A 25205-nucleotide genomic window follows, 5' to 3' on the forward strand; every position below is an offset into this window, starting at 1 on the left:
GTTCCGCCCCCGCCGCCGGCTCCGCCCCCGCTCCCGAACGGCATCGCGTACAGCACCACGAACACCCCCAGCCCGACCACGCCCGCCGCCTCAGCCAGGGACAGCACCAGCAGCCCCGCCGAGACCTGTCCCCCGCTCCAGTACACGACCAGCGCGGCCAACGGCACGACGCAGAACGCCAGCAGGTCGACGGCGCACTGCACGACTTTCCGGGACACCCGCCGGGCATCGCCCCGGTGATAGGTCTCCCACCGGAAAGCCGCCTCGGCACCGGTCAGTCGCGCCAGCCGTGGCCCCAACTCCCCCCGCACATACCGTCCGATGGCCGAGATCTTCTCGTCGTTGACCAGGTAGGTCCATCCCAGCACCACACACACCGGCGGCAGCGCCAGCAGCATGGACGTCTGTTTGGCCTGGGCGGCCGCGGCGACGACGGCGGCCACCACGGCCAGGGTCACGTACAGCAGGTTGTCCCGGAACCCGATCCGGGCCTTCTGCTCGTCCTTGACGCTCTGGTACTCGGCCAGCAGCAACTGCCCCGCCCCGACGTCCTGTTCGGCCACTGCAACCACCCTCTCCCCCGATGAACCTGGCAGTACCTTAAAGGTGTGTCAGAGACAAAACCCACTGTCGTGGTCCTTACCGCACTCGCGCTCGAATACGCGGCCATGCGTGCCCACATCGCCGACCGGCGGGAGGACGTCCATCCCGACGGCACCCGCGTCGAGATCGGCCGCCTGGACGGCACGTCCTGGCAGGTGGCGCTCGCCGAGCTGGGCGAGGGCGTGAGCAACGCCTCCGCGATGACCACCCAGCTCATCAACTGGCTCCGCCCGCAGGCCGTGCTGTTCGTCGGCATCGCGGGCAGCCTGAAGGAGGACATCGGCATCGGGGACGTCCTCGTCGGCACCAAGGTCTACGGCATCCAGGGCGGCAAGTGGACCCCCCAGGGCTTCCACTCCCGCCCCGAGGCCTGGCACGCGTCCAACGCCCTGGTCCAGGCGGCCCGTTCGGCCGTGCGGGACATGACGGACGTACGGCCGCACTTCAAGCCGATCGCCTCGGGGGACGTCGTCCTGGCCGACGCCGAGTCCGAAATCGTCACGTTCCTTCGCGAGCACTACAACGACGCCGCCGCGATCGAGATGGAGGGCTCGGGCGCAGCCCATGCGGCCCATCTGAACGGCCAGGTGAGCGCGCTGGTCATCCGCGGGATCAGCGACCGCGCCGACGCGAGGAAGGGCAGGGCCGACGCCACCGGGTCACAACGACTGGCCGCCGCACAGGCGGCGGAGGTGGCGGTGGCGGTCCTGCGCAAGCACGAACCACAGGACACGTCCGACACCCCCGGCACCACGGAAGGACCCCGACGCGACTCCGGCTCCGGCTCCGGGGGCGACCACATCACCTTCCAGGGCGGGACCTACTACGGACCGGTCATCGGGAAGATCGCGGGGAACACGGGACACCCGGGACACACGGGTCACACGGGTCACACGGGACGCGCAGGACGCCCGTAGCGCTTTCTACGATCCGTCACTCCGACCCAACCCCCTGTAGCCACCCCGCCTCCCACCCCCTACGTTGTCCCCCGTGCCCAGACCCCCGTCCCACACCCGCCAGGCAGGTCCCCCCTTCAACGCCCCCGCCGCCCGCAGGCTCCGCGTCGCCCTCGGGATGACCCCGGCCCACGTCGCCCACGGGCTCCGCGCGTCCTACGCCCTCGCGCATGCCACGCCCGACCTCGTCCACGCCTGGGAACGGGGGACACTCACCCCCGCCTACCCCGAACTCACCGCCCTGGCAGGGGTGTTGTGGTGTTCGCCCGCCGAGCTGATCGGACGGCCCCGCACCCTGCGCGAGCACCGCATCGCCCGAGGTCTCGCTCCGGAGGACGTCGCGCGGGCCGTCGGGCACGAGTTCCCGGCGTACACGCGGATGGAGGAGAGCGGGCAGTGGCACGGCACGGACCGGCAGTCCGCCGCGCTGGCCGAGCTGCTCGACCTCTCACTGCCCGACCTGATCACCGTCACCGGCCACGAGCCCAGGCTCGCCGAGCTGCTGCGCACCGCCGTCAGCACCCGCTGGCAGGCGTACGTGAAACCGGTGGGAAGGATCGTGCCCCTGGACCGGCGGCTCCTGGAGGACGCCCTCCAGGGGCTGCACCGGGACTACCAGGGGCAGCCGACCGCCACGCCGGACTGGAGCGACGGCGGCGCGGCAGGCGAGGCGGGCGACGCCGGCCGGGCTTTCCTCGACCGGATCGTCGACGCCTTCTGGACGAGCCTGGAAGGCCGGACCGCCCAGTAACGTCCACAACGCCGCGAAACGCCCAGAAACGTATAGAAGCGTATAGAAACGTCTAGAAACTTCTAGAAAACGGACTCCGCCTCGACGATCCGGTCCCTCGGTACCGTCTTCAGCTCGGTCACCGCCTCCGCCAGCGGCACCATCACCACGTCCGTCCCGCGCAGCGCCGTCATCCGTCCGAACTGGCCGCGGTGCGCGGCCTCCACCGCGTGCCAGCCGAAGCGGGTCGCGAGAACGCGGTCGTAGGCCGTCGGCACGCCGCCGCGCTGGACATGGCCGAGGATGACCGGGCGGGCCTCCTTGCCGAGCCGCTTCTCCAGCTCGTACGCCAGTGCCGTGCCGATGCCCTGGAAGCGCTCGTGGCCGAACTGGTCGATCGCGCCCTTGCTGTAGTCCATGGTGCCGTCGGCCGGGTGCGCGCCCTCCGCGACGCAGATCACCGCGAACTTCTTGCCGCGCGCGAACCGCTCCTCGACCATCTTCACCAGGTCGGCGGGGTCGAAGGGGCGCTCCGGCAGACAGATGCCGTGCGCGCCCGCCGCCATGCCGGACTCCAGCGCGATCCAGCCCGCGTGGCGGCCCATCACCTCGACGACCATCACCCGCTGGTGCGACTCGGCCGTCGTCTTCAGGCGGTCCATCGCCTCGGTGGCGACGCCGACCGCCGTGTCGAAGCCGAACGTGCGGTCCGTGGAGGAGATGTCGTTGTCGATCGTCTTGGGGACGCCGACCACCGGCAGCCCGGCGTCCGACAGCATCCGCGCCGCCGTCAGCGTGCCCTCGCCGCCGATCGGGATCAGCGCGTCGATGCCGAAGTCGTGGATCATGTCGGAGGCGCTCTCGCAGGCCTCGCGCAGCCGGTCGCGCTCCAGGCGGGAGGAGCCGAGGATGGTGCCGCCGCGAGCCAGGATGCCGCTCACCGCGTTGAGGTCGAGGGCGCGGTAGCGGCCGTCCAGGAGACCCGCGTAGCCGTCCTCGAAGCCGATGACCTCGTCGCCGTAGTTGTCGACGGCACGGTGCACGACCGACCGGATCACTGCGTTCAGGCCGGGGCAGTCGCCGCCTGCGGTGAGAACTCCGATGCGCATCGTGCTGTGTCTCCTGCTCGCTGTGGGTACCGGGGAGCCAGGTCCGATTGTTTCACGCCCGCCGAGCGGACTGTCGCTTGACGGGCGTCTTATCTACGCCCAGGGGTATTGTCAAGAGGGATCTGCTCACCTAGGTGGGCGATTTTTGTGTCCCTGAAACTGCAAGGAAACGGAGAGCTCGCGTGACCCGCAGCGTGTACGTCACCGGTATCGACCGCGGCGACGGCCGCCAGGTCGTCGAGCTGGGGGTCATGGAACTCCTGACCCGGCAGGTCGACCGGGTGGGCGTGTTCCGGCCTCTCGTCCACGACGGACCCGACCGACTGTTCGAGTTGCTGCGCGCCCGCTACCGGCTGACGCAGGACCCGACGAGCGTCTACGGCATGGACTATCACGAGGCGTCCGCGCTGCAGGCCGAGCAGGGGGCCGACGAGCTGGTCTCGACCCTCGTCGACCGGTTCCACCGGGTCGCCCGCGACTACGACGTCGTCCTCGTCCTGGGCACCGACTACGCCGACACCCAGTTCCCCGACGAACTCGCCCTCAACGCCCGCCTCGCCAACGAGTTCGGCGCGTCCGTGCTGCCGGTCGTCGGCGGCCGGGGGCAGACCACGGAGTCCGTGCTCGCCGAGACCCGCAACGCCTACCGGGCGTACGAGGGCCTCGGGTGCGACATCCTCGCCATGGTCGCCAACCGGGTCGACCGCGAGGACCGCGACGAGATCGCCTCCCACCTCACCAATCGGCTGCCTGTCCCCTGCTATGTGCTGCCCGACGAGCCGGCCCTGTCCGCGCCGACCGTCGCGCAGATCAGTCACGCCCTGGGCGCGAGGGTGCTGCTGGGCGACGACTCGGGGCTGGCCCGCGACGCCCTCGGCTTCGTCTTCGGCGGGGCCATGCTGCCGAAGTTCCTGGCCGCTCTCACGCCGGGCGCGCTGGTCGTCACCCCCGGCGACCGGGCCGACCTGGTGATCGGCTCGCTCGCCGCGCACAGCGCCGGCACCCCGCCGATAGCCGGGGTGGTGCTCACCCTGGGCGAGGTCCCGACGGACGAGATCCTGACCCTGGCCGCCCGTCTGGCCCCCGGCACCCCCGTCGTCTCGGTGCCCGGCAACAGCTTCCCCACGGCCGAGCAGCTGTTCTCGATGGAGGGCAAGCTGAACGCGGCCACCCCGCGCAAGGCCGAGACCGCGCTCGGTCTCTTCGAGCGGCACGTCGACACCGGTGAGCTGCTCAAGCGGGTCTCCGCGCCCAGCACCGACCGGCTCACCCCGATGATGTTCGAGCACAAGCTCCTCGAGCAGGCCCGCTCCGACAAACGCCGGGTCGTGCTGCCGGAGGGCACGGAGGAGCGGGTGCTGCACGCCGCCGAGGTGCTGCTGCGTCGCGGCGTCTGCGATCTCACGCTCCTCGGGCCCGTGGACCAGATCCGCAAGAAGGCCGCCGACCTGGGCATCGACCTCGGCGACTGCCAGCTGATCGACCCGGCCACCAGCGAGCTGCGCGACTCCTTCGCCGAGCTGTACGCCGGTTTCCGCGCCCACAAGGGCGCCACGGTGGAGCTGGCGTACGACGTCGTCTCGGACGTGAACTACTTCGGCACGCTGATGGTGCAGGAGGGCCTCGCCGACGGCATGGTCTCGGGCTCGGTGCACTCCACGGCCGCGACCATCCGCCCGGCCTTCGAGATCATCAAGACCAAGCCGGACGCCGACATCGTCTCGTCGGTCTTCTTCATGTGCCTGGCCGACAAGGTCCTCGTCTACGGCGACTGCGCCGTGAACCCCGACCCGAACGCCGAGCAGCTCGCCGACATCGCCATCCAGTCGGCGGCGACCGCCGCGCAGTTCGGTGTGGAGCCGCGGATCGCGATGCTGTCGTACTCGACGGGTACGTCGGGTTCGGGCGCCGACGTCGACAAGGTGCGGGAGGCGACGGAGCAGGTCCGCGCCCGGCGCTCCGACCTGAAGATCGAGGGACCGATCCAGTACGACGCGGCCGTGGAGCCGACCGTCGCGGCGACCAAGCTGCCGGGGTCCGAAGTCGCCGGGCAGGCCAGCGTGTTGATCTTCCCGGACCTCAACACCGGCAACAACACCTACAAGGCCGTGCAGCGTTCGGCCGGCGCGATCGCGGTCGGGCCGGTGCTGCAGGGGCTGCGCAAGCCCGTCAACGACCTGTCGCGGGGCGCCCTCGTACAGGACATCGTCAACACCGTCGCCATCACGGCGATCCAGGCCCAGACATCGAGCGAGAAGGCAACCTCCCAGTGAGCTCCACGCGCGTCCTCGTCCTCAACTCCGGCTCCTCGTCGGTGAAGTACCAGCTGCTCGACATGCGCGACAGCAGCCGGCTGGCGAGCGGGCTCGTCGAGCGCATCGGCGAGCAGTCCTCCCGGCTGAAGCACACGCCGCTGGCGGCCGGCGGCGAGAGCCGTGAGTGGAGTGGGCCGATCGCCGACCACGACGCCGCCCTGAAGGCCGTCGCGGAGGAGCTGGCCAAGGACGGGCTGGGGCTGGACTCCCCCGAGCTCGCCGCCATCGGCCACCGCGTGGTGCACGGCGGCAAGCACTTCACCGAGCCGACGGTGATCGACGACGCCGTCCTCGCCGAGATCGAGCGGCTGATCCCCGTCGCGCCGCTGCACAACCCGGCCAACCTCACCGGCATCCGCACCGCGAAGGCCCTGCGGCCCGACCTGCCCCAGGTCGCCGTCTTCGACACCGCCTTCCACACGACGATGCCGGAGGCCGCGGCCCGCTACGCGATCGACGTCGAGACCGCCGACGCGCACCGCGTGCGCCGCTACGGCTTCCATGGGACGTCGCACGCGTACGTCTCCCGGGCGACGGCGAAGCTGCTGGGGAAGACCCCCGAAGAGGTGAACGTCATCGTGCTGCACCTGGGCAACGGGGCGTCAGCGTCGGCGGTCGAGCGGGGCCGGTGCGTGGACACCTCGATGGGGCTCACCCCGCTCGAGGGCCTCGTCATGGGGACCCGCTCCGGGGACGTCGATCCGGCCGTCATCTTCCATTTGGCGCGAGTTGGGGGAATGTCCATCGACGATATCGACACTCTTCTCAACAAGAAGAGCGGTCTGATCGGGCTGTGCGGCGACAACGACATGCGGGAGATCCGGCGTCGGGTCGACGAGGGCGACGAGCGGGCGAAGCTCGCCTTCGACATCTACATTCACCGCTTGAAGAAGTACATCGGCGCCTATTACGCCGTACTCGGCACCGTGGACGCCGTCGCGTTCACCGCCGGGGTCGGGGAGAACGCGGCGCCGGTGCGGGAGGCGGCCGTCGCGGGCCTTCAGTCGCTGGGGCTGGCGGTGGACGGCGAGAAGAACGCCGTACGCGGCGACGAGCCGCGGCTGATCTCGCCCGCCGGCGCGCGGGTGGCGGTCGCCGTGGTGCCGACGGACGAGGAACTGGAGATCGCCACACAGACCTACGCACTGGTGGAACGGTATTGATATGCGGCTCCGCCGCGTGGCGACCGAGCAGCCGCGTTGAAATGCGGCTCCACCGCGTGGCAACTGAGCACATCCCTTCTCATTTGTATCTTCCGCCAGACGGAATATTCCATTGCGAAACAAACCGATAGGATCGCCCCATGCGCCGTTCGAAAATCGTCTGTACTCTCGGCCCCGCGGTCGACTCCCATGAAATGCTCGTGTCGCTGATCGAGGCCGGCATGAACGTGGCCCGCTTCAACTTCAGCCACGGCACGCACGCCGAGCACCAGAGCCGTTACGAACGGGTCCGGGCCGCCGCCAAGGAGACCGGCCGGGCCATCGGGGTCCTCGCCGACCTGCAGGGCCCGAAGATCCGTCTCGAGACCTTCGCCGAAGGTCCCGTCGAGCTGGTGCGCGGTGACGAGTTCACCATCACCACCGAGGACGTCCCCGGCGACAGGACGATCTGCGGCACGACCTACAAGGGCCTGACCGGTGACGTCTCGCGCGGCGACCAGATCCTGATCAACGACGGCAACGTCGAGCTGAAGGTTCTCGACGTCGAGGGCGCGCGGGTGAAGACGATCGTCATCGAGGGCGGTGTCATCTCCGACCACAAGGGCATCAACCTGCCCGGCGCGGCCGTCAACGTGCCCGCGCTGAGCGAGAAGGACATCGAAGACCTGCGGTTCGCGCTGCGGATGGGCGCCGACCTGGTCGCGCTGTCCTTCGTCCGGGACGCCAAGGACGTCAACGACGTCCACCGCGTCATGGACGAGGAGGGCCGCCGGGTCCCCGTCATCGCCAAGGTGGAGAAGCCGCAGGCGGTGGAGAACATGGAGGACGTCGTGATGGCGTTCGACGGTGTGATGGTCGCGCGTGGCGACCTCGCCGTCGAGTACCCGCTGGAGCTGGTCCCCATGGTGCAGAAGCGCCTCATCGAGCTGTGCCGGCGCAACGCCAAGCCGGTGATCGTGGCGACCCAGATGATGGAGTCGATGATCACCAACTCCCGTCCGACCCGCGCCGAGGCCTCCGACGTGGCCAACGCGATCCTGGACGGCGCGGACGCGGTGATGCTGTCCGCCGAGTCGAGCGTGGGCGCGTACCCGATCGAGACCGTGAAGACGATGTCGAAGATCGTCACCGCGGCCGAGCAGGAGCTGCTCAGCAAGGGTCTGCAGCCGCTCGTGCCGGGCAAGAAGCCGCGGACGCAGGGTGGTTCGATCGCCCGTGCCGCCTGCGAGATCTCCGACTTCCTCGGCGGCCGCGGTCTGGTGGCCTTCACGCAGTCCGGCGACACCGCCCGCCGGCTGTCCCGCTACCGGGCGTCCCAGCCGATCATCGCCTTCACCACCGACGAGAACACCCGCAACCAGCTGGCGCTGAGCTGGGGCGTCGAGTCGCATGTCGTGCCGTTCGTGAACACCACGGACGAGATGGTCGACATGGTCGACATGGAGATCGCCAAGATCAACCGCTTCAATCCGGGCGAGATCGTCATCATCACGGCCGGTTCGCCCCCCGGCGTCCCCGGCACCACCAACATGCTGCGCGTCCACCACCTCGGCGGCGGCTCCCGCGACTGATCCCGGCAGCCCCGTGAAGGGGCGTGAACGACTCCCCCAGTGCCTTAAGGGCCTGGGAGGGACCCCCAGAGGGCGCCCCCTGCAACAAGGGGCGCCCTCAGCGCTTGTGCGGCTCCCGGACGGGTCTGGGGGGCGCTCAGCCGGTGGTGCTCGTCTCGTCCGTCAGCCGGCGGTCGTGTACTGGTGCAGTCCCGGCACGGTCAGCGTGCCGCCGAACTGGCCGGCCTGCTGCACCTTCACGTTGGTGAAGTAGATCAGCGGGATGTTCAGGGGCGGCGGACTCTTCGGGCTGAACGTGATCGGGATCAGGCCGAACAGGTTCCCGGAGATGCTCTCCGTGTACATGATCGTGTCGCCGTCGCGGATGGTCGACGTGGTGCCCTTGCCGGCCTGCACGTGGTAGGTCCGGCCGGACTGCTTGTCGTTCACCGTCTGGTGCAGGTCGCCGATGTCCGTCCCGTCAGAGATGACGTACTTCAGCACCTCCTTGACGGTGCCGTTGGCGGTCTTCACCTTGACGACGCCCTGGTAGTCGGCGCCCTTGAGGAGCAGCGAACTCGCGTTCAGATACCAGGGGTCGTCGGGCAGCCTGATCTTGTTGTCGATGCCGCCCTCGTCGTCGGTGGCGACGGGGCAGTCGTCGACGTTCGTGGTGGCGCTCTCCGAGGGGCTCGGCGAGGCCGTGGCGTCGCCGGTGGCCTTCCCGGCGTCCTTCGCCGTCTCCTCGGCCGTTTCGGCGGTGTCCTTGACGGTGTCCTTCACCTTGTCGGTGACGGCGTCCTTGGTGCCCTTGGACGTGCCGGAGGAGTTCTTGCCCGATGTACCGGAACCCGAGGAGCCGGACGTGCCCGAGGAGCCGGAGCCCGAACCCGACGACGAGTCGCCGGACGAGGCCGGTCCGGAGGCCGACGGGGACGGGCTCGCCGTGGGCGTCGAGCCGGCGTCCTTGCCGTCGAAGAGGTCCGTGATGGCGTCGCCGACGGTCTCCAGGACGCCCTTGCTCGTCTCGGTGGCCGAGGGGCTCGCCGTCGCGGTGTCACCGGACGTCGCCGACTTCGCGGGCGAGGAGGACGCCGAAGGGGAGGGCTCCGTCGCATCGCCGGAACCTGAATCCGACGAGGAGGAGCCGCCCTTGTCGCCCGAGTCGCCCGACGTGTCCTTAGAGCCGTCCTTGGAACCGTCAGTGGAGTCGTTCTTGGAGTCGCCCTTCGAGCCGCCTGTGTCCTCGCTCGCGCTGTCCGAGGCGGACGGCGACGGCGAGGCCGAAGCGGACGCGTCCGCGCCCTCCAGGGCCGCCACACAGTCCTTGTACTCGTCGATCGTGAGGCTCTTGGACACCGGCTGGTCCTCGGCGTTGGCGAGGGTCGGCGTGAAGCCCATCCCCATGAGAACCGCCGTCGGCATGGCCGCCAGGGCTATCGCCTTGCCCGCCGGCATGTGGAATCTCGTGAACAGCGGCTTCTTGGGTGCCGCATGGCGCGGCCCGGTGGTTCTCACGCGGGCAGCGTCCACATCGCTCCCGGTGGAAACCTGGTCAGCCGGCACTGTGCCTCCCGTTCGCCCCGTTCGCCGGGCTCGTTCGTGACAGTTCGTGCAGATCGTGCGGCTCGCCCGTCGCCTCGTCGTCCTTGGTGAAGGACGGCCCCGCGGTGGGGGCCGGGCCCGTGCTGTACGGGTTCACGGTGAGATCGCCCGCCGGGGCCGAACTCTCGGGAAACGCGCCCTCGGGGGCGTCTCCGGCGTTCGCGACGGCTTCCGGCGACTGGGCCGGGGCGGGCGGCGCACCCGGCGCCCAGGACACGGCCATCGCCCCGCCGATCAGCGCGAACAGGAAGCCGATGAGGAACCCGCCGAGGTTGGACACCGGGATGGAGACCAGGCCGAGCAGGATCGCCGCGACGCCCGCGAAGACCTGTACGTGCTTCTGAAACCACAGACTGATGCCCAGGACGCCCAGCAGCACACCGATGATCAGCGACCCGGCGCCCGCGGTGGTCGCCATCGCCAGCGTCAGATGGCCCACCTGAAGGTGCGCGTAAGGAAAGTAGGCGATGGGGAAGCCGGCGAGAAGGACGAACAGGCCCGCCCAGAAAGGCCTGGTGCCCCGCCAGGCGCGGAACTGCTGCCTCCGGCGGGTGAACTGACCGGGGTCGGCAGGGGTCTCGGCGCTCATGGAAAACAGCTCCCTGGTGCGGCGGTTCTGTGGTGGTGAGTTGTACAGCGCGTGAAGACCCGGCCTTCACGATGGACGGGCGGGGGCGCCACCGGCTCCCCCGCCCGTCACAGAGTGCTTAGTAGCACTCCTTGACACCCGTCGACAGCGACATCTTCAGTCCGCTGAGCTTGAAGGTTCCGGCGGTGGTGGCCCACGCCGTCTGCTTCACGTCGGTCAGCGTGACGGAGTCGGCCTGCTGGGCGAACCCGAACGGGTTCGCCGTGTCACCGCTCTTGAGACCAGGACCCTTGCTCGCGTCCTTGGCCGCGACGCCGATGTCGAGACCCCGGAACACGGCGTCGGCCGAAAGGTCCTCGACGTCGATGTACAGGTTCTCGGCCTCGACCGGCTTACCGCCGCCGCCCGCCTTCAGCGTGAGGCTGACGGAACCGATCAGCGGGATGTTCGGGGTGACCACGGACTGGCACATGTTCGTGATCGTGGCGCTCTTGAACCCGGAGACGGCGACGGGGTGAGCCGTCTTCTTGCCGTCGAGGGTGTAACCCGAGTCGATCGCGCCGTACTGCGCGAAGCCCGTGCCGTCGAGCTGGTCGGCCGTGACCTTGAACGACTGGCCGGACACGCTGAACGACGCGGCCAGTGCACCCTGCGCGAGGGCGACACCTATACATGCCGTGGCGGCGACGCTGGGCACCATGACCACAGCGAACCGCTTCCATCTGGTCCCGCCACGCACCTGGGACTCCATATTTCCTCCTTCTCGGACGTACATCTCCTGGCCCTGACTAGCCTCCTGAAACGGCGGCTCAGCCGGGCAGGGATGGGAGAAGTGCTACGTCCTCGGGAAGGGGAGCGCCCGCAACTCGGAGGCGCGAACCGCGCACCGATCACCGGCGATCACCCCCGAGCGACAACCACTGGTCGCGCCTGACACGCATCACGCACAACCTTGCTGGGCAGGCTTCGCGCAGCGAAGACCCCCCTGCCCAAGGACCGGCGCCACTGCCGCCTGCCCTGCTCGGTGGGGACCCAGGAAAACCCGTTGACCCAACCGGCTGTCGGGGTACGGGATTGGACCGAGCGTGGCCGATCGTGGTGCATTCTCGCCGCCCGCACAAGGGGGTTCGTTACTGGCTAGTAACGGCCGGATAACCGAACAACGACCCACAGGTCTCGACCGGCAACGCAGGGTGCCATCCATGCCCAGGACAAAGCTGTTGATCGATGGACAGAATCCGACAGATCAACGCCATTGTCTTACTGGCAGTAACAGCGGCCGCGATTACCAAGATTTGGTAAAACGCGGCCGCGGAAGAACCATCTCGGCAGAACTTTCACTCCGGCGACACGGGCTCTGACGTTTAGCGACTGGTCAGAACCCGCGCTCCGCCCGGATCAGAACAGCGCACGCGCCAGCGCCCGCCGGGCCGCCGCCACCCGGGGGTCGTCCGGCCCGACCACCTCGAACAGTTCGAGCAGTCGCATCCGTGCGGCGTCCCGGTCGTCGCCCGCCGTGCGCTGCACGGTGTCGATGAGCCGCCCGAAGGCGTCCTCGACATGACCGCCCACCAGATCCAGGTCGGCCACAGCGATCTGCGCCTCGACGTCCATGGGCCGGTCGGCCGCCTCCTTGCGCACCTGCTGCGGATCCATACCGCCCACCCGCTGGAGCAACTCGGCCTGCGCGAGCCCGAGTTTGGCCTCGCTGTTGCCCGGGTCGTCGGCGAGCACGTTCGTGTACGCCTGCACCGCGCCGCCGAAGTCACCGGCGTCCAGCGCCTGCACGGCGGCTTCGAGCAGTCCGTCGTACGGCCCGACCGGCTCGGCCGCGGCGGCCTCCGGACGGCCGCCCGGCTCGGCGTCGGGATCGACGCTCAGACCGGTGAGCCCGAACCGCTGCTCGGCGACCTGCACCAACTGATCGAGGGTCTGCCGGATCTGGGCCTCGCCGGCCGCCCCCTGGAAGAGCGGCAGCGCCTGCCCGGCGACGACCGCGAACACCGCCGGGATGCCCTGCACCCCGAACTGCTGCATCAGCATCTGGTTGGCGTCGACGTCGATCTTGGCGAGCAGGAAGCGGCCGTTGTACTCGACGGCGAGCCGCTCCAGGACCGGGCTCAGCTGCTTGCAGGGCTGACACCACTCGGCCCAGAAATCGATGACGACCGGCACCTCGGCGGACCGCTGCAGGACCTCCCGCTCGAACCCCGCCTCATCGACGTCGATGACGAGATCGGCCGGGGAGACGGCCCCCGCGCCGCCCTGCCGCGCCGTTTCGGCGCGCGTCTGCTCCGCCTTCGCCTTGGCCTCCTGGGCCGCCTTCACCGCGGCGAGGTCGACGACTCCGCTCATGGACATGTTCCGTGGCTGCATGCGTCCTATCCTCCCCCGTCAGCGCGCCTGCGTGAAAAGCGTTCCGTGTACGTCCCCGACGACACAAGCTTACGCTACGAGTCGTAGCGTAAAGGCACTGAGTGCCTACACAACACCGCCCTCCCCCTGGATCGCCCTCCGGTGATCTGCCTCACCGAAGCCCGGAACAAACCGCCGGTTATGGTCGGGGGATGCAGAGCCGCACCCCCGTATGCCGTACCGGCCGTCCGCGCAGCGCCGCCGCGGACACCGCGATCCTGGCTGCGACACGGGAGGCGCTGGTCGAACTGGGCTGGTCGAAGCTGACCCTGGGCGATGTGGCCGCGCGCGCGGGCGTGGCGAAGACGACCCTTTACCGCCGCTGGTCCGGCAAGAGCGAACTGGTCGTCGACGCGGTCGCGGAACTCTTCGGCGAACTCGAACTCCCCGACCGCGGCAGCCTGGCCGCCGACATCGAGGGCGTGGTCCTGCAGTTCGCGGCGATCCTGGCCCGCCCGGAGGCCAAGAGCGGTCTGATGGCGGCCGTCGCCGAGTCCACCCGCGACGACGCTCTGCGCGAGCGCATCCGCGCCTCCATCGTCGACCCTCAGAAGGACCTCGTCCTGGAGGGCCGGGCCCGCGCCCGCGCCCGCGGCGAACTCCCCCCGGAGTCCGACCCCGAGGAGGCGGCCCGCACCGTCGACCTCATCTTCGACGTCGTCGCCGGCGCGGTCGTCCACCGCACCCTGGTCAGCGCGGAACCGGCGGACGAGGAGTGGGTTCGCCGCTTCACCACAGTCCTGCTGGGCGGCCTCACGGGCCTGCCCGGTTCGTAGCCGCCGGGTTTCCGCCCTGGATCACCGCTCCCTGGGCCGTTCAGAAACCCGCCGGTTCAGAAACCCGCCGGCTCCGTGTACACCCCCCACTCGTCCCGCAGCACGTCACAGATCTCGCCCAGCGTCGCCTCGGCGCGTACCGCGTCCAGCATCGGCCCGATCATGTTGGAGCCGTCGCGCGCGGCGGTCAGCATGGCGTCGAGGGCGGTGCGTACGGCCCGCTCGTCCCGCGCCGCCTTCCGCGCCGCCAGCGCCCGGACCTGCTCCCGCTCCACCTCGTGGCTGACCCGCAGTATCTCCAGCTCCCCGGTCACCGACCCGGTGTGCGCGTTGACGCCGACGACCTTCTTCTCCCCCTTCTCCAGGGCCTGCTGGTAGCGGAAGGCGGACTCGGCGATCTCGCCGGTGAACCAGCCGTCCTCGATGCCGCGCAGGATGCCGGAGGTGATGGGCCCGATGGGGTGCCGCCCGTCGGGGTGGGCCCGGGTGCCGCGCTCCTTTATCTGCTCGAAGATCTTCTCGGCGTCCGCCTCGATCCGGTCCGTCAGCTGTTCGACGAACCACGAACCGCCCAGCGGGTCGGCCACGCTCGCGACGCCGGTCTCCTCCATCAGCACCTGCTGTGTGCGCAGCGCGATCTCCGCCGCCTGCTCGCTCGGCAGCGCGAGGGTCTCGTCGAGGGCGTTGGTGTGCAGCGAGTTGGTCCCGCCGAGCACGGCCGCGAGCGCCTCCACGGCCGTACGCACCACGTTGTTGTACGGCTGCTGGGCGGTCAGCGAGACGCCGGCGGTCTGGGTGTGGAAGCGCAGCCACTGTGCCTTCTCGGAGCGCGCCCCGTAGACGTCGCGCATCCACCGCGCCCAGATCCGGCGCGCCGCACGGAACTTGGCGATCTCCTCGAAGAAGTCGAGGTGCGCGTCGAAGAAGAAGGACAGGCCGGGCGCGAACACGTCCACGTCCAGGCCGCGGCTGAGCCCCAGTTCGACGTACCCGAAGCCGTCCGCCAGCGTGTACGCCAGCTCCTGCGCGGCCGTCGAGCCCGCCTCCCGGATGTGGTAGCCGGAGACGGACAGCGGCTTGTAGGCGGGGATGCCGGCCGCGCAGTACTCCATCAGGTCGCCGACCAGGCGCAGATGCGGCTCGGGCTGGAAGAGCCACTCCTTCTGGGCGATGTACTCCTTGAAGATGTCCGTCTGGAGCGTGCCGTTGAGGACGCCCGGGTCCACGCCCTGCCGTTCGGCGGCCACGAGGTACATGCAGAAGACGGGGACGGCCGGACCGCTGATGGTCATGGAGGTCGTGACGTCACCGAGGGGGATGTCCTTGAAGAGGACCTCCATGTCGGCGGCCGAGTCAATGGCGACCCCGCAGTGCCCGACCTCGCCCAGCGAGCGCGCGTCGTCGGAGTCGCGCCCCATCAGGGTCGGCATGTCGAAGGCGACGGACAGGCCCCCGCCGCCGTTGGCGAGGATCATCTTGTAGCGCTCGTTGGTCTGCTCGGCGTTGCCGAACCCCGCGAACTGCCGGATCGTCCAGGTGCGCCCTCGGTAACCGGTCGGGTACAGCCCGCGCGTGAAGGGGTACTCGCCGGGCCAGCCGATCCGCTCGAAGCCGTCGTAGGCATCACCGGGCCGCGGCCCGTAGACCGGCTCCACGGGGTCCCCGGAGAGCGTGGTGAAGTCCGCTTCACGCTTGCGCGAAGCGTCGTACCGGGCCTGCCAGCGGCGGCGGCCCTCCTCGATGGCGTCAGCGTCCATGCCCCAAATTTACTAGGACGTCCGAATAAATGTCGATGGAGTCGATGAATTTTAGTAGGACGTCCTAGTAAAACTTCGCGAACAACCGCCGCACGCGCGTGTGGCGTACGGCGGCGGGGTCAGGCCTTGACGGGCGTCGGAGCCGCGTCCGCGAACTTGCCCTCCAGCTCGTGGCTGATCTTCCGCTCCACGATGAACGCGGCCGTCGGGATCGTGCCCGCCAGCAGCACCCACAGCTGCTTGCCGACCGGCCACTTCGCCTTCGAGCCCAGGTCGAAGGCGAAGACCAGGTAGACGACGTAGAGCCAGCCGTGCGCGATGGCCACCACGCGGGTGAAGTCCGCGGCGCCGTCGACGTCCAGGCCGTACTTGGCGATCATGCTCAGGCACAGCAGGACCAGCAGGACACCGGTGACGTAGGCCAGGACGCGGTAGCGGGTCAGCACGCTCTTTTTCATGAGGACGAGCGTAACCGTCGGTTATCGGGCGATCTTGCGCGGGGTTACTGGTCCTCGAAGTCGTTCGCCGCCACCCGCAGCGGGCGCAGCATCGCGAAGATCTCGCCGCACTCCTCCGCGTCGTACACCCCGAGCCCGAAGTCCATCGCCATCAGGTCCCGGGTGGCCGCCTCGACGACCTCGCGGCCCTTGTCGGTGATGACGGCGAGGGTCCCGCGCCCGTCGTTGGGGTTGGGGCGCTTGTCCACCAGTCCCGACCTGACCAGACGGTCGACGGTGTTCGTCACCGAGGTGGGATGCACCTGGAGCCGTTCGCCGATCTTCGACATGGTCAGCTCGCCCTCCTTGGAGAAGGTGAGCAGTACCAGCGCCTCGTAGCGTGCGAACGTCAGGCCGTACGGTTTGACCACGGCGTCCACCTCGGCGAGCAGGATCTGGTGCGCGCGCATGATCGAGGTGATCGCGGCCATGGACGGCGCGTTTCCCCAGCGCTGCTTCCAGAGCTCGTCGGCGCGGGCGATGGGGTCGAAGGGGAGACTGAGCGGTTTCGGCACGTCTCCAGACCTTACCGGCCGGTCATATCGCGGTCAGCCCCGTCTCGGCCTTCGGTCCGCCGGATCTCCCCGGCCACCACCACACAGCACACGGTCCCCAACACCCCGGCCCCCGTGACCGCGCCCGCCACGCCCACGAGCTCCGCGGCCACCCCCGCCAGCGCCATGCCGACGCCCTGGAACGTCATGAGCCCCGCGGTGAGCAGCGTCATGGCCCGTCCGCGCAGCTCCTCGGGCACGTCCCGGACGATCCACTGGTCGAGGCCAAGGGTGTACGCCGAGCCGGCCCCCGACACCAGCAGCAGGACGAGGGAGGCGGCGAGACCGGGGTGGAGGACGTAGCCGAGGTAGGGCAGCAGCGTCACACAGACGAGCGGGAGGGCGATGCGCTCGCGGGTGACGGGACGCAGCCGGGCCCCCGCGTACAGCTCGCCGGCGATGGCGCCGACCGGCAGCGCGCACATCAGCAGGCCGAGGCCGACGGAGCCTGCGCCGAGGTCGTCGGCGTACGGCGCGGCCAGCGCCTCCGGGGCGACCGCGAACGTCGGCGCCACCCAGAAGAGCAGCAGCAGCGCCCTGGTACGGCGGTCGGCGAGGACCTGCCGGGCGCCCTTGAGGGAGTCCGTGACCAGCGCGCCGCCGGTGCGAGCCCGGGCGGGTCGGCTGCGGGTGCCCAGGCGCAGCAGGGCGGCGGAGGCGAGGAAGGTGGCGACGGTGACGAGGAGGGCCCGGCGCGGGGAGACGACGGCGAGCAGCAGTCCGCCGAACCCGAAGCCGACGAGCAGTGCGCTCTGCGAGGTGATGCGCAGCAGGGAGCGGCCGAGGACGAACAGGTCGCCGTCGCCGAGGATGTCCGCGAGGGTGGCCATCCGGGTGCCCGCGAAGATCGGCGAGACGACGGCGAGGCAGCAGCGCAAGACCAGCAGGACGGCGAGGGGAGCGCCCAGCGCCGTCATCGGCGCCACACACACCGCGCACACCAGGTCGCAGCCCACGAGCACGCGCCGGGCCGGGAAGCGGTCGGCGACCCCGGCGAGCAGCGTGCCGCCGACGACGTACGGCAGGAAGCCGAGCGCCCAGGCCAGGGCGCTCATCAGGGGCGAGCCGGTCAGGTCGTAGACGAGGACGGACAGCGCGACCTCGGCGACGATCACGCCGAGCATGGACAGCAGATGGGCGGCGAAGACGGCCCGGAACTCACGGACGGCGAGGACACGGAGGTAGCCGGCCGGCGGTGTCTTCCCCGCGGTTACCGGGTTCGTGGTGGCCGTGGTGGCCGTCGTGGCCCTCGTGACTTCTGACATGGGCAGCAGCGTGCTCGGGCGGGGGTGCGGGGCCTAGAGTTTCGGGCACAGCCGAATGTTCGAGGGGCCGGGGGCCCAGGGGGGGTGGAAGCGTGCCGTCGCATCTGCACTTCGGGGAGGACGACTTCCTGCGCTGCCGGTTCGCCGTGTCCCCGCTGTGGGAGACGCAGGAGGTCGCGCGCACGCTCAAGCGGCCCGACCGGCACGGCTATCACGCGCCCTGGCTGCGCCGGATCCGTACGGCGGCCGAGGCGCTGGACCTGACCGGGCTGTGGCTGCTGATGCCGCGCCGGGGCCACTCCCCCGACTGGCTGTGCCCGCCGCCGGTGGGGCCCGTGGCCGGGTTCGAGGAGGAGCTCGCCGCCGTGCGGGCCGCCGATCCGCGGGCCGCCCGCGCGGACACCGCGCGCTCGCTCGCGAACAGCCCGGGCGCGCTGGACTCGCCGCAAGGACGGGCGTGGCTCGCGGATCCGCAGCGGATGATCCGGGAACTGGCCGAGGTGCTGGAGGAGATCTGGCACACCCTCCTCGCGCCGGACTGGCCACGGCTGCGCGCCCTGCTGGAGGCCGACGTCGCCTTTCACTCGCGGCGGCTCGCCGAGGTGGGCCTGGGCGGGCTGCTGCCGGAGATCGACCGGCGGTGCGGCTGGCGGGCGGGGACCCTGACCGTCGCCTCGAAGGGCGAGCACGAGCGCCATCTGGGCGGACAGGGGCTGGTGCTGATGCCGAGCGTGTTCTCGTGGCCCGACGTCGTCAGCGCGTTCGATCCGCCCTGGCAGCCGACCCTCGTCTACCCGGCGCGGGGCATAGGCGGTCTGTGGTCGGACCCTGCCGACCGCTCCCCCGAGGCGTTGGTCCGGCTGCTCGGCCGGGGCCGGGCCGCCGTGCTCACCGCGCTCGACGAGCCGGCGTCCACCTCCGCCCTCGCCCACCGCCTGGGCCTCGCGCCGTCCTCGGTCTCCGGGCATCTGGGCGTGCTGCGCGACTCCGGGCTGCTGGTATCCCGGCGCTACGGCCATCAGGTGCTGTACGAGCGGACGCCGCTGGGAATGGCGCTGGTGTCGGGCGGCGCCTGAACACGCTCTCCCCGCGCGGCCGTTCAGCTGTTCAGCTGTTCAGCTGTTCAGCCGTTCAGCCGTTCAGCCGTTCAGTCATCGAGTCGTTCAGTACAGACTGCGCAGGCCGAGGACGTCGCCCTTGCCGAGGCTGCGGGCTCCGGTGGAGCAGGCGAAGGAGTTCGCGTACATGGTGAGGTTCTCGTGTCCGGCGCCGGAGTGGCCGAGGCCGAAGACATGGCCGGCCTCGTGCGTGGCGACGCTGCGGATGTCGTACGCGCGCGTGCAGCCGCCGGACGGCTTGTCGGTGAACGTGTAGTCGCGGGTGTTGAAGCGGACGTCGGCCTCGAGGAGTTCGTCCGGGCCGCCGGGGACCGGACGGCTCCATGAGCAGGTCGTGGCGACGGCGTCGGTGCCGAGGTCGCCCCCGTCCCAGACGCTCAGGCCGTCCCGGCGGACGCAGCGGGCCGCGCGGTCGATGCCGGCCGCGTGGCCGGTGGTCGACAGGTAGCGGGCCTTCGCCGTGACGGCGTCGTCGTACCCGCAGTCGTTGCGGCTGGTGGTGATGGTGGCGATGGCGTCCTCGAAGGCCCGCCGGGCCTCGGCGCGGGACAGCCCGCCGGGCAGGGGGCTGTCGCCGACGAACCACTTGTACGTGCCGTACTCCTTGCGGCCGGCCGTAGAGTAGGCGCCGTCGGCGCAAGGGGCGGGCGCGTCGGCGCGACTGCCCGCGGCGGCCTCGGTGCGGGCCTCCTCGTGAGGGTAGGAGACCGTGCCGTCGGCGGCGACGGCCAGGGTGAAGTCGCCTGCCGAGCCGTTCGTGGTGAGCGCGTCGACGCTGACCGTCGTGCCGGGTTCGGGCACCGTCACGGCGGCCCCGCCGTGGGTGACCACCCGGCCGACGGCCAGGCAGTCGAGCACGGACGAGCCGGCGGGCAGGTCGTCGACGGTCAGCTCGCCCAGGGCGCGGGCGCACGCGGGCGTCGCGCGGTGCGCCTCCCCCACGCAGACCACCGCCAGCGATGCCGTCAGTACGAACGCCGTGATCGCCCTGCCGAATCGCCCCGGCCCGCGCCGCCCTGCCACCGCACACTCCCCTTCAATGCCACCCCACTGGGCGCAACTTGATCGACCCCGGGAGACATTAGCCACGCGGCACACGCCAAAACCCCGCCCACCCTCACCCGTTCGAGCGACCGCCCAAACGGGTGTACCCAGCCACTGGCGGGGCGGGCTTCACTGGCCGAGGTGGCGCTCCACGGTCTCCACCTTCGAGGTGAGGCCGTCCGTCACGCCGGGGCGGATGTCCGCCTTGAGGACCAGGGAGACCCGGGGGGCGCGTGCCTCGACGGCGGCCACGGCGCGCTTGACGACGTCCATGACCTCGTCCCACTCGCCCTCGATGGACGTGAACATGGCGTCGGTGCGGTTCGGGAGGCCGGACTCGCGGACGACCCGGACGGCGTCGGCGACGTATTCGCCGACGTCCTCTCCGACGCCCAGCGGGGTGACCGAGAAGGCGACGATCATGCGTTCACGATGCCTTCCTGGCGGGCGCGGGAGGCGATGACCGCATCCTCGGCCTCACGGCGCAGCTTGCGCTCGGCGAAGAAACCGCCGGTCGGCAGGACCGAGAGGACGAAGTAGAGGGCGGCGGTCTTCGGGGACCACTTGGTGCGGTTCCAGGCGTCCGCCCAGAACAGCAGGTACAGGATGAACAGCACGCCGTGGACCATGCCCATCACCGGCACCGCGTTGAAGTCCGTGGTCCGCTTCAGCACCGAGCAGACCAGCAGCAGGAGGAAGGACACGGCCTCCGGCGCGGAGACCAGGCGCAGGCGGCGGATGGCGGAAGCTGTCTTCAGGTCCACGAGTCACCTTCGGGGGGAGGTACGACGATGGGCGGGCGGTTTGCGCGAGCTTGCGAGAGTCAGGTTTGTGAACGCGCGCACAAGCGTTCGTCCATTGTGGCAAACGATCCCCCTAAGGGTGCGTTCAGGGTCGCTCTCCACCCCCGGGTGCTGTTCGGCGCACCCGCGCGGCGGCTACCTTCGCTGCGTGGCGATGTTTCGACTTCAAGGCAGCAAGGTGCTTGCCGTAGACATGACCGGGGACGCCGTGAAGGCGAAGAACGGCTCGATGGTCGCGTACGACGGGCAGATGGCCTTCAAGAAGCTCAGCGGGGGCGGCGAGGGGATCCGGGGGATGGTGACCCGGCGGCTCACCGGCGAGCAGATGACCGTGATGGAGGTGAGGGGGCAGGGCACGTGCTGGTTCGCCGACCGGGCCTGCGAGATCAACCTCGTCCAACTCCAGGGGGACAAGCTGTACGTCGAGTCGAGCAACCTGCTCGCGACCGACGCGGGCCTCAGGACGGGGACGAGTTTCACCGGGCTGCGCGGCGCGACCCAGGGCAACGGGCTGTTCACGACGACCGTCGAGGGGCACGGCCAGGCCGCGATCACCTCGGACGGGCCGGCGGTGGTGCTGCGCGTCAGCCCGCAGTATCCGCTGACCGTGGACCCCGGCGCGTATGTCGCGCACCAGGGCAACGTCCGGCAGTCCTTCCAGTCGGGTGTGACGTTCCGCACGTTCATGGGCGAGGGCGGCGGCGAGGCCTTCCAGATCCGGTTCGAGGGGGACGGCCTGGTGTACGTCCAGCCGAGCGAGCGCAACACGATCGCGGGGGACGTGTGAGATGACCTTCCGTGAGATCAACTCCAAGATGATCGAGGCGACCGTCGTCCCCGGGCAACGGCTCTTCAGCCAGCGCGGCGCGATGCTGGCCTACCGCGGCGAGGTGGCGTTCACGCCCAACGTCCAGGGCGGGCAGGGCGGCGTGATGTCCATGATCGGGCGGCGGCTCGCCAACGAGGACACGCCCCTGATGACCGTCGAGGGCAGCGGCACGGTCCTGTTCGGGCACGGTGGCCACCACGTCCAGGTCATCCGGCTCACCGGCGACACGCTGTACGTGGAGGCGGACCGGCTGCTCGCCTTCGAGGGCACGCTCCAGCAGGGCACGATGTTCCTCGGCTCGCAGGGCGGGGTCATGGGCATGGTGCGCGGCCAGGTCAGCGGCCAGGGGCTGTTCACCACCACCCTGAAGGGACACGGAGCCGTCGCCGTGATGGCCCACGGCGGAGTCTTCGAGGTCCCGATCACCCCGCAGCGTCCGGTCCATGTCGACCCCCAGGCGTACGTCGCGCACCACGGCGACGTACGCAACAAGCTGTCGACCGCGCTGGGCTGGCGGGACATGGTGGGCCGCGGCTCGGGCGAGGCGTTCCAGCTGGAACTCAGCGGCAGCGGTGCGGTGTTCGTCCAGGCGTCGGAGGAGAAGCTGTGAGCATGTACGGGGCTCCGGGCGGCGGCCCGACGGTGTACGACCCCATGACCCTGCCGGTCGACGACAACGTGAACAACTACACCTTCTGCGTGGAACTCAAGGGGAGCCAGTGGTTCCTGCAGAAGGGGAAGATGATCTCCTACTACGGCTCGATCGACTTCAACGGCGTCGGACACGGCCGGCTGGACCGTCTCGTGCGCACCTCGTTCCATTCGCCTCTGCACGCGAGCGACTGGGTCGTGGCGGAGGGCTCGGGCAAGATGCTCCTCGCCGACCGGGCCTTCGATGTGAATTCGTACGACCTGGACGACGGCAATCTGACCATTCGCTCGGGCAATCTGCTCGCATTTCAGCCAAGTCTGTCGCTGAAGCAGTCGATCGTCCCCGGATTTCTGACGCTGATCGGAACCGGAAAGTTCGTCGCCGCGTCCAACGGTCCGGTGGTGTTCATGGAGCCGCCGATCCGGGTGGACCCGCAAGCGCTTGTCGGCTGGGCCGACTGCCCGTCCCCGTGCCATCACTACGACCACGGGTACATGACCGGCGTAATGGGCGGTCTACGTGCGCTGACAGGCCTCGGAGGGGCCTCCGGGGAGGAGCATCAGTTCGAGTTCGTGGGCGCCGGCACGGTGCTTCTGCAGTCGACCGAGACCCTTATGGCCGAGCAGGCCACGGGGGCCGTCCCGCACGAGCCGGGAGTGCCCGGCGGCGGCGCGGGAGCAGGCGGTCACGGCGGCCACGGAGCGCAATCCGGCGCACCGCGCCTTCCCGGACAGCTGGGAGACCTCCAGCGTCGCTTCGGGCTGTGAGCGGTAGTCTGCGGAGTGTGACATCGAACGCGTGCGCACCGTCACGCCACCCTCACTAGTTCGCCTTTCAACATTTTAGGTAGACTTCATTTATGGAGACCGAAACGGCCACGCGCTGGCTGACCGATGCGGAGCAGTGCGCCTGGCGCACCCACCTGGAGGTCAACAGGCTGTTGACGTATCAGCTCGAAAAGGACCTGCAGCCGTTCGGACTGACCATGAACGACTACGAGATCCTGGTGAACCTCTCCGAGTCGGAGGGCGTCCGGATGCGGATGAGCGACCTCGCGTCCGCCACCCTCCAGTCCAAGAGCCGCCTCTCGCACCAGATCACCCGCATGGAGAACGCCAACCTGGTGCGCCGTGAGAACTGCGAGTCCGACCGCCGCGGTCTGTACGCCGTCCTCACCGACCACGGCCTGGAGACGATGCAGAAGGTCGCGCCCCACCATGTGGACTCCGTACGGCGCCACTTCATCGACCTCCTCTCCCCCGAGGCCACGACGGAGCTCTCCAAGGCCCTGAAGCCCGTCGCGGAACACCTCCGCACCCACCGGGGACGCCCGTAGGAGTCACGGGGCGCCCCTTGGGCGCCCGTCAGGCGAGGGGTGCGGGTTCGCTCGTGCCCCTCCCCCTGGAGGTGCTGGTGAGCGCTGCCGTCAGCAGCACCGCCGCCCCCGTCACCGCGAAGCACACCCCCACCGGCAGCCGCCCGGCCAGCGCGCCCGCGACCGCTGTGCCGGCGGTGCTCCCCGCGTTGACGGCCGTGTTGATCCACGCCCCGGCCCGCACCCGGGCTTCGGGTGCGGCGCACTCGTCGGCGATGAGATAGGCGGTGGTGAGCGCCGGCGACACGAAGAACCCGGCGACCGCGACGGCCACGGCGAGCGTGCCGAGCCCCGGCGCCAGTCCCGCGCCGCACAGGGTCACGCCGAGCCCCGCCGTGAGCAGCGGCAGCCGCGTCCCGGGCGCGGTCCGCCAGGCGACGGCCCCGTTGAGCAGCCCGCCGACGGCGCTGCCTGCGGACAACGCGGCCAGCACCCACGCCACGCCCGCCCCGCCGGTCCCGTGCCCGTGCCGCTCGGCGAACGCCACGACCAGCAGGTCGACCACGCCGAGCGCGAGCCCGACGCCCGCGACGGCGACGACGGGCCGCCCGAGCCCGCGCAGGCCGCCTCCGCCCCGTCGCACGGCGGCCTTCCCCGGCCGCACGTCCCGCACCGCGGGCGACGACACGAACCCCGCCGTGCCGCCGGCCATCAGGGCCGCCCCGAAGAGGATCCCGGCGGCCGGCGGCGCGAAGCCGACGAGGACGCCGACCAGTAACGGGCCCGCGACGAAGAGCAGTTCCTCGGCGACCCCGTCGAGGCTGTAGGCACGCTGCAACAGCGCGCGGTCCGGGGCGAGCATGCCCCACACGGCCCGCATGGTCGGCCCCAGCGGCGGCACACAGGCGCCGGCCGCGGTGGCGAGCGCGCCCAGCACGGGGGCGGGGGCGGCGTCGGGGCGCGAGACGGCCGTGGTCAGCAGTCCGAGCAGCGCGAGGTACGCGGCGGTCATCGGCACGAGCGCCCGGCGCGGCCCGTACCGGTCGACGAGGGCCGCCCGGGCGGGCGACAGGAAGACGACGGTGGCCCCGAACAGGGCCATCACGGTGCCCGCCACCGTGTACGAGCCCGAGGACCGGGTCACGGCGAGCATCACGGACAGCGGGACGATCCCGTACGACAAGCGGCCGGTCAGAGCGGCGACGAAGGTACGGCGGGCGTGCGGAACGCGCAGCACGACGGCATACGAAGGCCGCACGGCGGGTGAAGCGGACATGAGGAGTTCCTCGACTCATGGCAGGGCGGGAAAGGGGTCGCCGAAACGCCGCGACCGGCGCGGCCGACTGCCGCTCGCCGGTCACGGGCCGAGGCGGGCCCTATGCCAAGAGGAGAAACACGCGGGTGAACGTATCAGCGCGCCCCCGCGCCGCACAGCGCCTTTTCCGGGCACCGGGGCCGGACTCACAAGGGCGGGCCGACACCAACTCACCACCGGTACAACGTAGTTGGACGCCACCTGACCAACTCCCCGACCACGGCGTGCGGCGCAGTGGCCGCCGG

The 25205-nt window shown here is 70.3% G+C and carries 24 protein-coding genes and 1 pseudogene; 11 read left to right on the forward strand and 14 right to left on the reverse strand.

The window, feature by feature from the left end:
• Nucleotides 1-23: 23 nt before the first annotated feature.
• A pseudogene (locus ACIBTS_RS32920) lies at nt 24-563 on the reverse strand (hypothetical protein); the annotation flags it as partial.
• A gap of 45 nt (nt 564-608) precedes the next feature.
• On the opposite strand from ACIBTS_RS32920, the gene ACIBTS_RS32925 reads away from it, so the two are divergent.
• Together ACIBTS_RS32925 and ACIBTS_RS32930 are read left to right on the forward strand one after the other, a co-directional pair.
• Nucleotides 609-1520, forward strand: a complete 912-nt coding sequence (locus tag ACIBTS_RS32925) for a 5'-methylthioadenosine/S-adenosylhomocysteine nucleosidase (RefSeq protein ID WP_399324293.1) — start codon at nt 609-611, stop codon at nt 1518-1520.
• Between the two features lie 157 nt (nt 1521-1677).
• Nucleotides 1678-2310, forward strand: a complete 633-nt coding sequence (locus tag ACIBTS_RS32930) for an XRE family transcriptional regulator (RefSeq protein WP_399324425.1) — start codon at nt 1678-1680, stop codon at nt 2308-2310.
• Between the two features lie 62 nt (nt 2311-2372).
• Here the strand turns inward: ACIBTS_RS32930 and ACIBTS_RS32935 are convergent, their stop codons facing one another.
• Complete coding sequence (locus ACIBTS_RS32935; RefSeq protein ID WP_399324295.1) at nt 2373-3398, reverse strand: ATP-dependent 6-phosphofructokinase; 1026 nt, start codon at nt 3396-3398, stop codon at nt 2373-2375.
• Between the two features lie 182 nt (nt 3399-3580).
• Here ACIBTS_RS32935 and pta point away from each other — a divergent pair, with 182 nt between their 5' ends.
• From pta to pyk, 3 genes are all read left to right on the forward strand, one after another.
• On the forward strand, nt 3581-5671 hold the full coding sequence (gene pta, locus ACIBTS_RS32940) for a phosphate acetyltransferase (protein WP_399324297.1): 2091 nt from the start codon (nt 3581-3583) through the stop codon (nt 5669-5671).
• Nucleotides 5668-6876: an acetate kinase gene (locus tag ACIBTS_RS32945; RefSeq protein WP_319675624.1), complete on the forward strand. Its 1209-nt coding sequence runs from the start codon at nt 5668-5670 to the stop codon at nt 6874-6876. The genes pta and ACIBTS_RS32945 overlap by 4 nt, the downstream gene beginning before the upstream one ends.
• A gap of 140 nt (nt 6877-7016) precedes the next feature.
• Nucleotides 7017-8447, forward strand: coding sequence for a pyruvate kinase (gene pyk, locus ACIBTS_RS32950; RefSeq protein ID WP_399324300.1), 1431 nt, complete (start codon nt 7017-7019; stop codon nt 8445-8447).
• A gap of 162 nt (nt 8448-8609) precedes the next feature.
• Here the strand turns inward: pyk and ACIBTS_RS32955 are convergent, their stop codons facing one another.
• From ACIBTS_RS32955 to ACIBTS_RS32970, 4 genes are all read right to left on the reverse strand, one after another.
• Nucleotides 8610-9992 carry a hypothetical protein gene (locus ACIBTS_RS32955; protein ID WP_399324303.1) on the reverse strand — a complete coding sequence of 461 codons (1383 nt, stop codon included), beginning with the start codon at nt 9990-9992 and terminating at the stop codon, nt 8610-8612.
• On the reverse strand, nt 9982-10620 hold the full coding sequence (locus ACIBTS_RS32960; protein ID WP_319675627.1) for a DUF6114 domain-containing protein: 639 nt from the start codon (nt 10618-10620) through the stop codon (nt 9982-9984). Before ACIBTS_RS32960 ends, ACIBTS_RS32955 begins: the two co-directional genes overlap by 11 nt.
• Nucleotides 10621-10738: 118 nt before the next feature.
• Nucleotides 10739-11371 (reverse strand): DUF6230 family protein, encoded by a 633-nt coding sequence (locus ACIBTS_RS32965; protein WP_399324305.1) that lies wholly within the window; start codon nt 11369-11371, stop codon nt 10739-10741.
• A 647-nt stretch (nt 11372-12018) separates the two neighbouring features.
• The gene (locus ACIBTS_RS32970) at nt 12019-12996 is read right to left on the reverse strand and encodes a tetratricopeptide repeat protein (RefSeq protein WP_399324307.1); all 978 of its coding nucleotides are present in this window, start codon (nt 12994-12996) and stop codon (nt 12019-12021) included.
• A 191-nt stretch (nt 12997-13187) separates the two neighbouring features.
• On the opposite strand from ACIBTS_RS32970, the gene ACIBTS_RS32975 reads away from it, so the two are divergent.
• Nucleotides 13188-13811, forward strand: coding sequence for a TetR/AcrR family transcriptional regulator (locus tag ACIBTS_RS32975; protein WP_319675630.1), 624 nt, complete (start codon nt 13188-13190; stop codon nt 13809-13811).
• A 56-nt stretch (nt 13812-13867) separates the two neighbouring features.
• On the opposite strand, the gene ACIBTS_RS32980 is transcribed toward ACIBTS_RS32975, so the two are convergent.
• The 4 genes from ACIBTS_RS32980 to ACIBTS_RS32995 form a co-directional block, all read right to left on the reverse strand.
• The gene (locus ACIBTS_RS32980; protein ID WP_399324309.1) at nt 13868-15568 is read right to left on the reverse strand and encodes a methylmalonyl-CoA mutase; all 1701 of its coding nucleotides are present in this window, start codon (nt 15566-15568) and stop codon (nt 13868-13870) included.
• A gap of 119 nt (nt 15569-15687) precedes the next feature.
• Nucleotides 15688-16026 carry a DUF3817 domain-containing protein gene (locus ACIBTS_RS32985; RefSeq protein WP_399324311.1) on the reverse strand — a complete coding sequence of 113 codons (339 nt, stop codon included), beginning with the start codon at nt 16024-16026 and terminating at the stop codon, nt 15688-15690.
• A gap of 44 nt (nt 16027-16070) precedes the next feature.
• On the reverse strand, nt 16071-16580 hold the full coding sequence (locus ACIBTS_RS32990; protein ID WP_319675632.1) for a MarR family transcriptional regulator: 510 nt from the start codon (nt 16578-16580) through the stop codon (nt 16071-16073).
• A gap of 11 nt (nt 16581-16591) precedes the next feature.
• Nucleotides 16592-17884, reverse strand: coding sequence for an MFS transporter (locus ACIBTS_RS32995; RefSeq protein WP_399324313.1), 1293 nt, complete (start codon nt 17882-17884; stop codon nt 16592-16594).
• Between the two features lie 92 nt (nt 17885-17976).
• Here ACIBTS_RS32995 and ACIBTS_RS33000 point away from each other — a divergent pair, with 92 nt between their 5' ends.
• Entirely contained in the window at nt 17977-18960 is a 984-nt protein-coding gene (locus ACIBTS_RS33000) for a DUF5937 family protein (protein ID WP_399324315.1), read from the forward strand.
• A gap of 87 nt (nt 18961-19047) precedes the next feature.
• Here the strand turns inward: ACIBTS_RS33000 and ACIBTS_RS33005 are convergent, their stop codons facing one another.
• From ACIBTS_RS33005 to ACIBTS_RS33015, 3 genes are all read right to left on the reverse strand, one after another.
• Nucleotides 19048-20025 (reverse strand): matrixin family metalloprotease, encoded by a 978-nt coding sequence (locus ACIBTS_RS33005; protein WP_399324319.1) that lies wholly within the window; start codon nt 20023-20025, stop codon nt 19048-19050.
• Between the two features lie 150 nt (nt 20026-20175).
• Nucleotides 20176-20469 (reverse strand): MTH1187 family thiamine-binding protein, encoded by a 294-nt coding sequence (locus ACIBTS_RS33010; protein ID WP_079659483.1) that lies wholly within the window; start codon nt 20467-20469, stop codon nt 20176-20178.
• A complete protein-coding gene (locus tag ACIBTS_RS33015) occupies nt 20466-20810 on the reverse strand; it encodes a DUF3817 domain-containing protein (RefSeq protein WP_399324321.1) in 345 nt (114 codons plus the stop codon). Before ACIBTS_RS33015 ends, ACIBTS_RS33010 begins: the two co-directional genes overlap by 4 nt.
• A gap of 193 nt (nt 20811-21003) precedes the next feature.
• Here ACIBTS_RS33015 and ACIBTS_RS33020 point away from each other — a divergent pair, with 193 nt between their 5' ends.
• The 4 genes from ACIBTS_RS33020 to ACIBTS_RS33035 all read left to right on the forward strand — a co-directional run bounded on the left by ACIBTS_RS33020 (nt 21004) and on the right by ACIBTS_RS33035 (nt 23666).
• Complete coding sequence (locus ACIBTS_RS33020; protein ID WP_319677158.1) at nt 21004-21636, forward strand: AIM24 family protein; 633 nt, start codon at nt 21004-21006, stop codon at nt 21634-21636.
• A 1-nt stretch (nt 21637) separates the two neighbouring features.
• Nucleotides 21638-22288 (forward strand): AIM24 family protein, encoded by a 651-nt coding sequence (locus tag ACIBTS_RS33025; RefSeq protein WP_399324323.1) that lies wholly within the window; start codon nt 21638-21640, stop codon nt 22286-22288.
• Nucleotides 22289-22290: 2 nt separating this feature from the next.
• On the forward strand, nt 22291-23097 hold the full coding sequence (locus ACIBTS_RS33030) for an AIM24 family protein (RefSeq protein WP_319677157.1): 807 nt from the start codon (nt 22291-22293) through the stop codon (nt 23095-23097).
• 92 nt (nt 23098-23189) lie between these two features.
• Nucleotides 23190-23666: a MarR family transcriptional regulator gene (locus ACIBTS_RS33035; RefSeq protein WP_319677154.1), complete on the forward strand. Its 477-nt coding sequence runs from the start codon at nt 23190-23192 to the stop codon at nt 23664-23666.
• Between the two features lie 28 nt (nt 23667-23694).
• Here ACIBTS_RS33035 and ACIBTS_RS33040 read toward each other — a convergent pair whose 3' ends face one another.
• Nucleotides 23695-24921, reverse strand: coding sequence for an MFS transporter (locus ACIBTS_RS33040; protein ID WP_399324326.1), 1227 nt, complete (start codon nt 24919-24921; stop codon nt 23695-23697).
• Between the last annotated feature and the right edge of the window lie 284 nt (nt 24922-25205).

This window comes from Streptomyces sp. NPDC050121 (assembly GCF_044460385.1).
Classification (GTDB): Bacteria; Actinomycetota; Actinomycetes; order Streptomycetales; family Streptomycetaceae; genus Streptomyces; species Streptomyces soliscabiei.

Excerpts from the sequence above, each read along its gene's own strand:
- ACIBTS_RS32930 (WP_399324425.1), top strand. The coding sequence starts at position 1,678 with ATGACCCCGGCCCACGTCGCCCACGGGCTCCGCGCGTCCTACGCCCTC.
- ACIBTS_RS32935 (WP_399324295.1), bottom strand. The coding sequence starts at position 3,398 with ATGCGCATCGGAGTTCTCACCGCAGGCGGCGACTGCCCCGGCCTGAAC.
- pyk (WP_399324300.1), top strand. The coding sequence starts at position 7,017 with ATGCGCCGTTCGAAAATCGTCTGTACTCTCGGCCCCGCGGTCGACTCC.
- ACIBTS_RS32960 (WP_319675627.1), bottom strand. The coding sequence starts at position 10,620 with ATGAGCGCCGAGACCCCTGCCGACCCCGGTCAGTTCACCCGCCGGAGG.
- ACIBTS_RS32965 (WP_399324305.1), bottom strand. The coding sequence starts at position 11,371 with ATGGAGTCCCAGGTGCGTGGCGGGACCAGATGGAAGCGGTTCGCTGTG.
- ACIBTS_RS32970 (WP_399324307.1), bottom strand. The coding sequence starts at position 12,996 with ATGCAGCCACGGAACATGTCCATGAGCGGAGTCGTCGACCTCGCCGCG.
- ACIBTS_RS32975 (WP_319675630.1), top strand. The coding sequence starts at position 13,188 with ATGCAGAGCCGCACCCCCGTATGCCGTACCGGCCGTCCGCGCAGCGCC.
- ACIBTS_RS32980 (WP_399324309.1), bottom strand. The coding sequence starts at position 15,568 with ATGGACGCTGACGCCATCGAGGAGGGCCGCCGCCGCTGGCAGGCCCGG.
- ACIBTS_RS32985 (WP_399324311.1), bottom strand. The coding sequence starts at position 16,026 with ATGAAAAAGAGCGTGCTGACCCGCTACCGCGTCCTGGCCTACGTCACC.
- ACIBTS_RS32995 (WP_399324313.1), bottom strand. The coding sequence starts at position 17,884 with ATGTCAGAAGTCACGAGGGCCACGACGGCCACCACGGCCACCACGAAC.
- ACIBTS_RS33010 (WP_079659483.1), bottom strand. The coding sequence starts at position 20,469 with ATGATCGTCGCCTTCTCGGTCACCCCGCTGGGCGTCGGAGAGGACGTC.
- ACIBTS_RS33020 (WP_319677158.1), top strand. The coding sequence starts at position 21,004 with ATGTTTCGACTTCAAGGCAGCAAGGTGCTTGCCGTAGACATGACCGGG.
- ACIBTS_RS33025 (WP_399324323.1), top strand. The coding sequence starts at position 21,638 with ATGACCTTCCGTGAGATCAACTCCAAGATGATCGAGGCGACCGTCGTC.
- ACIBTS_RS33030 (WP_319677157.1), top strand. The coding sequence starts at position 22,291 with ATGTACGGGGCTCCGGGCGGCGGCCCGACGGTGTACGACCCCATGACC.
- ACIBTS_RS33035 (WP_319677154.1), top strand. The coding sequence starts at position 23,190 with ATGGAGACCGAAACGGCCACGCGCTGGCTGACCGATGCGGAGCAGTGC.
- ACIBTS_RS33040 (WP_399324326.1), bottom strand. The coding sequence starts at position 24,921 with ATGTCCGCTTCACCCGCCGTGCGGCCTTCGTATGCCGTCGTGCTGCGC.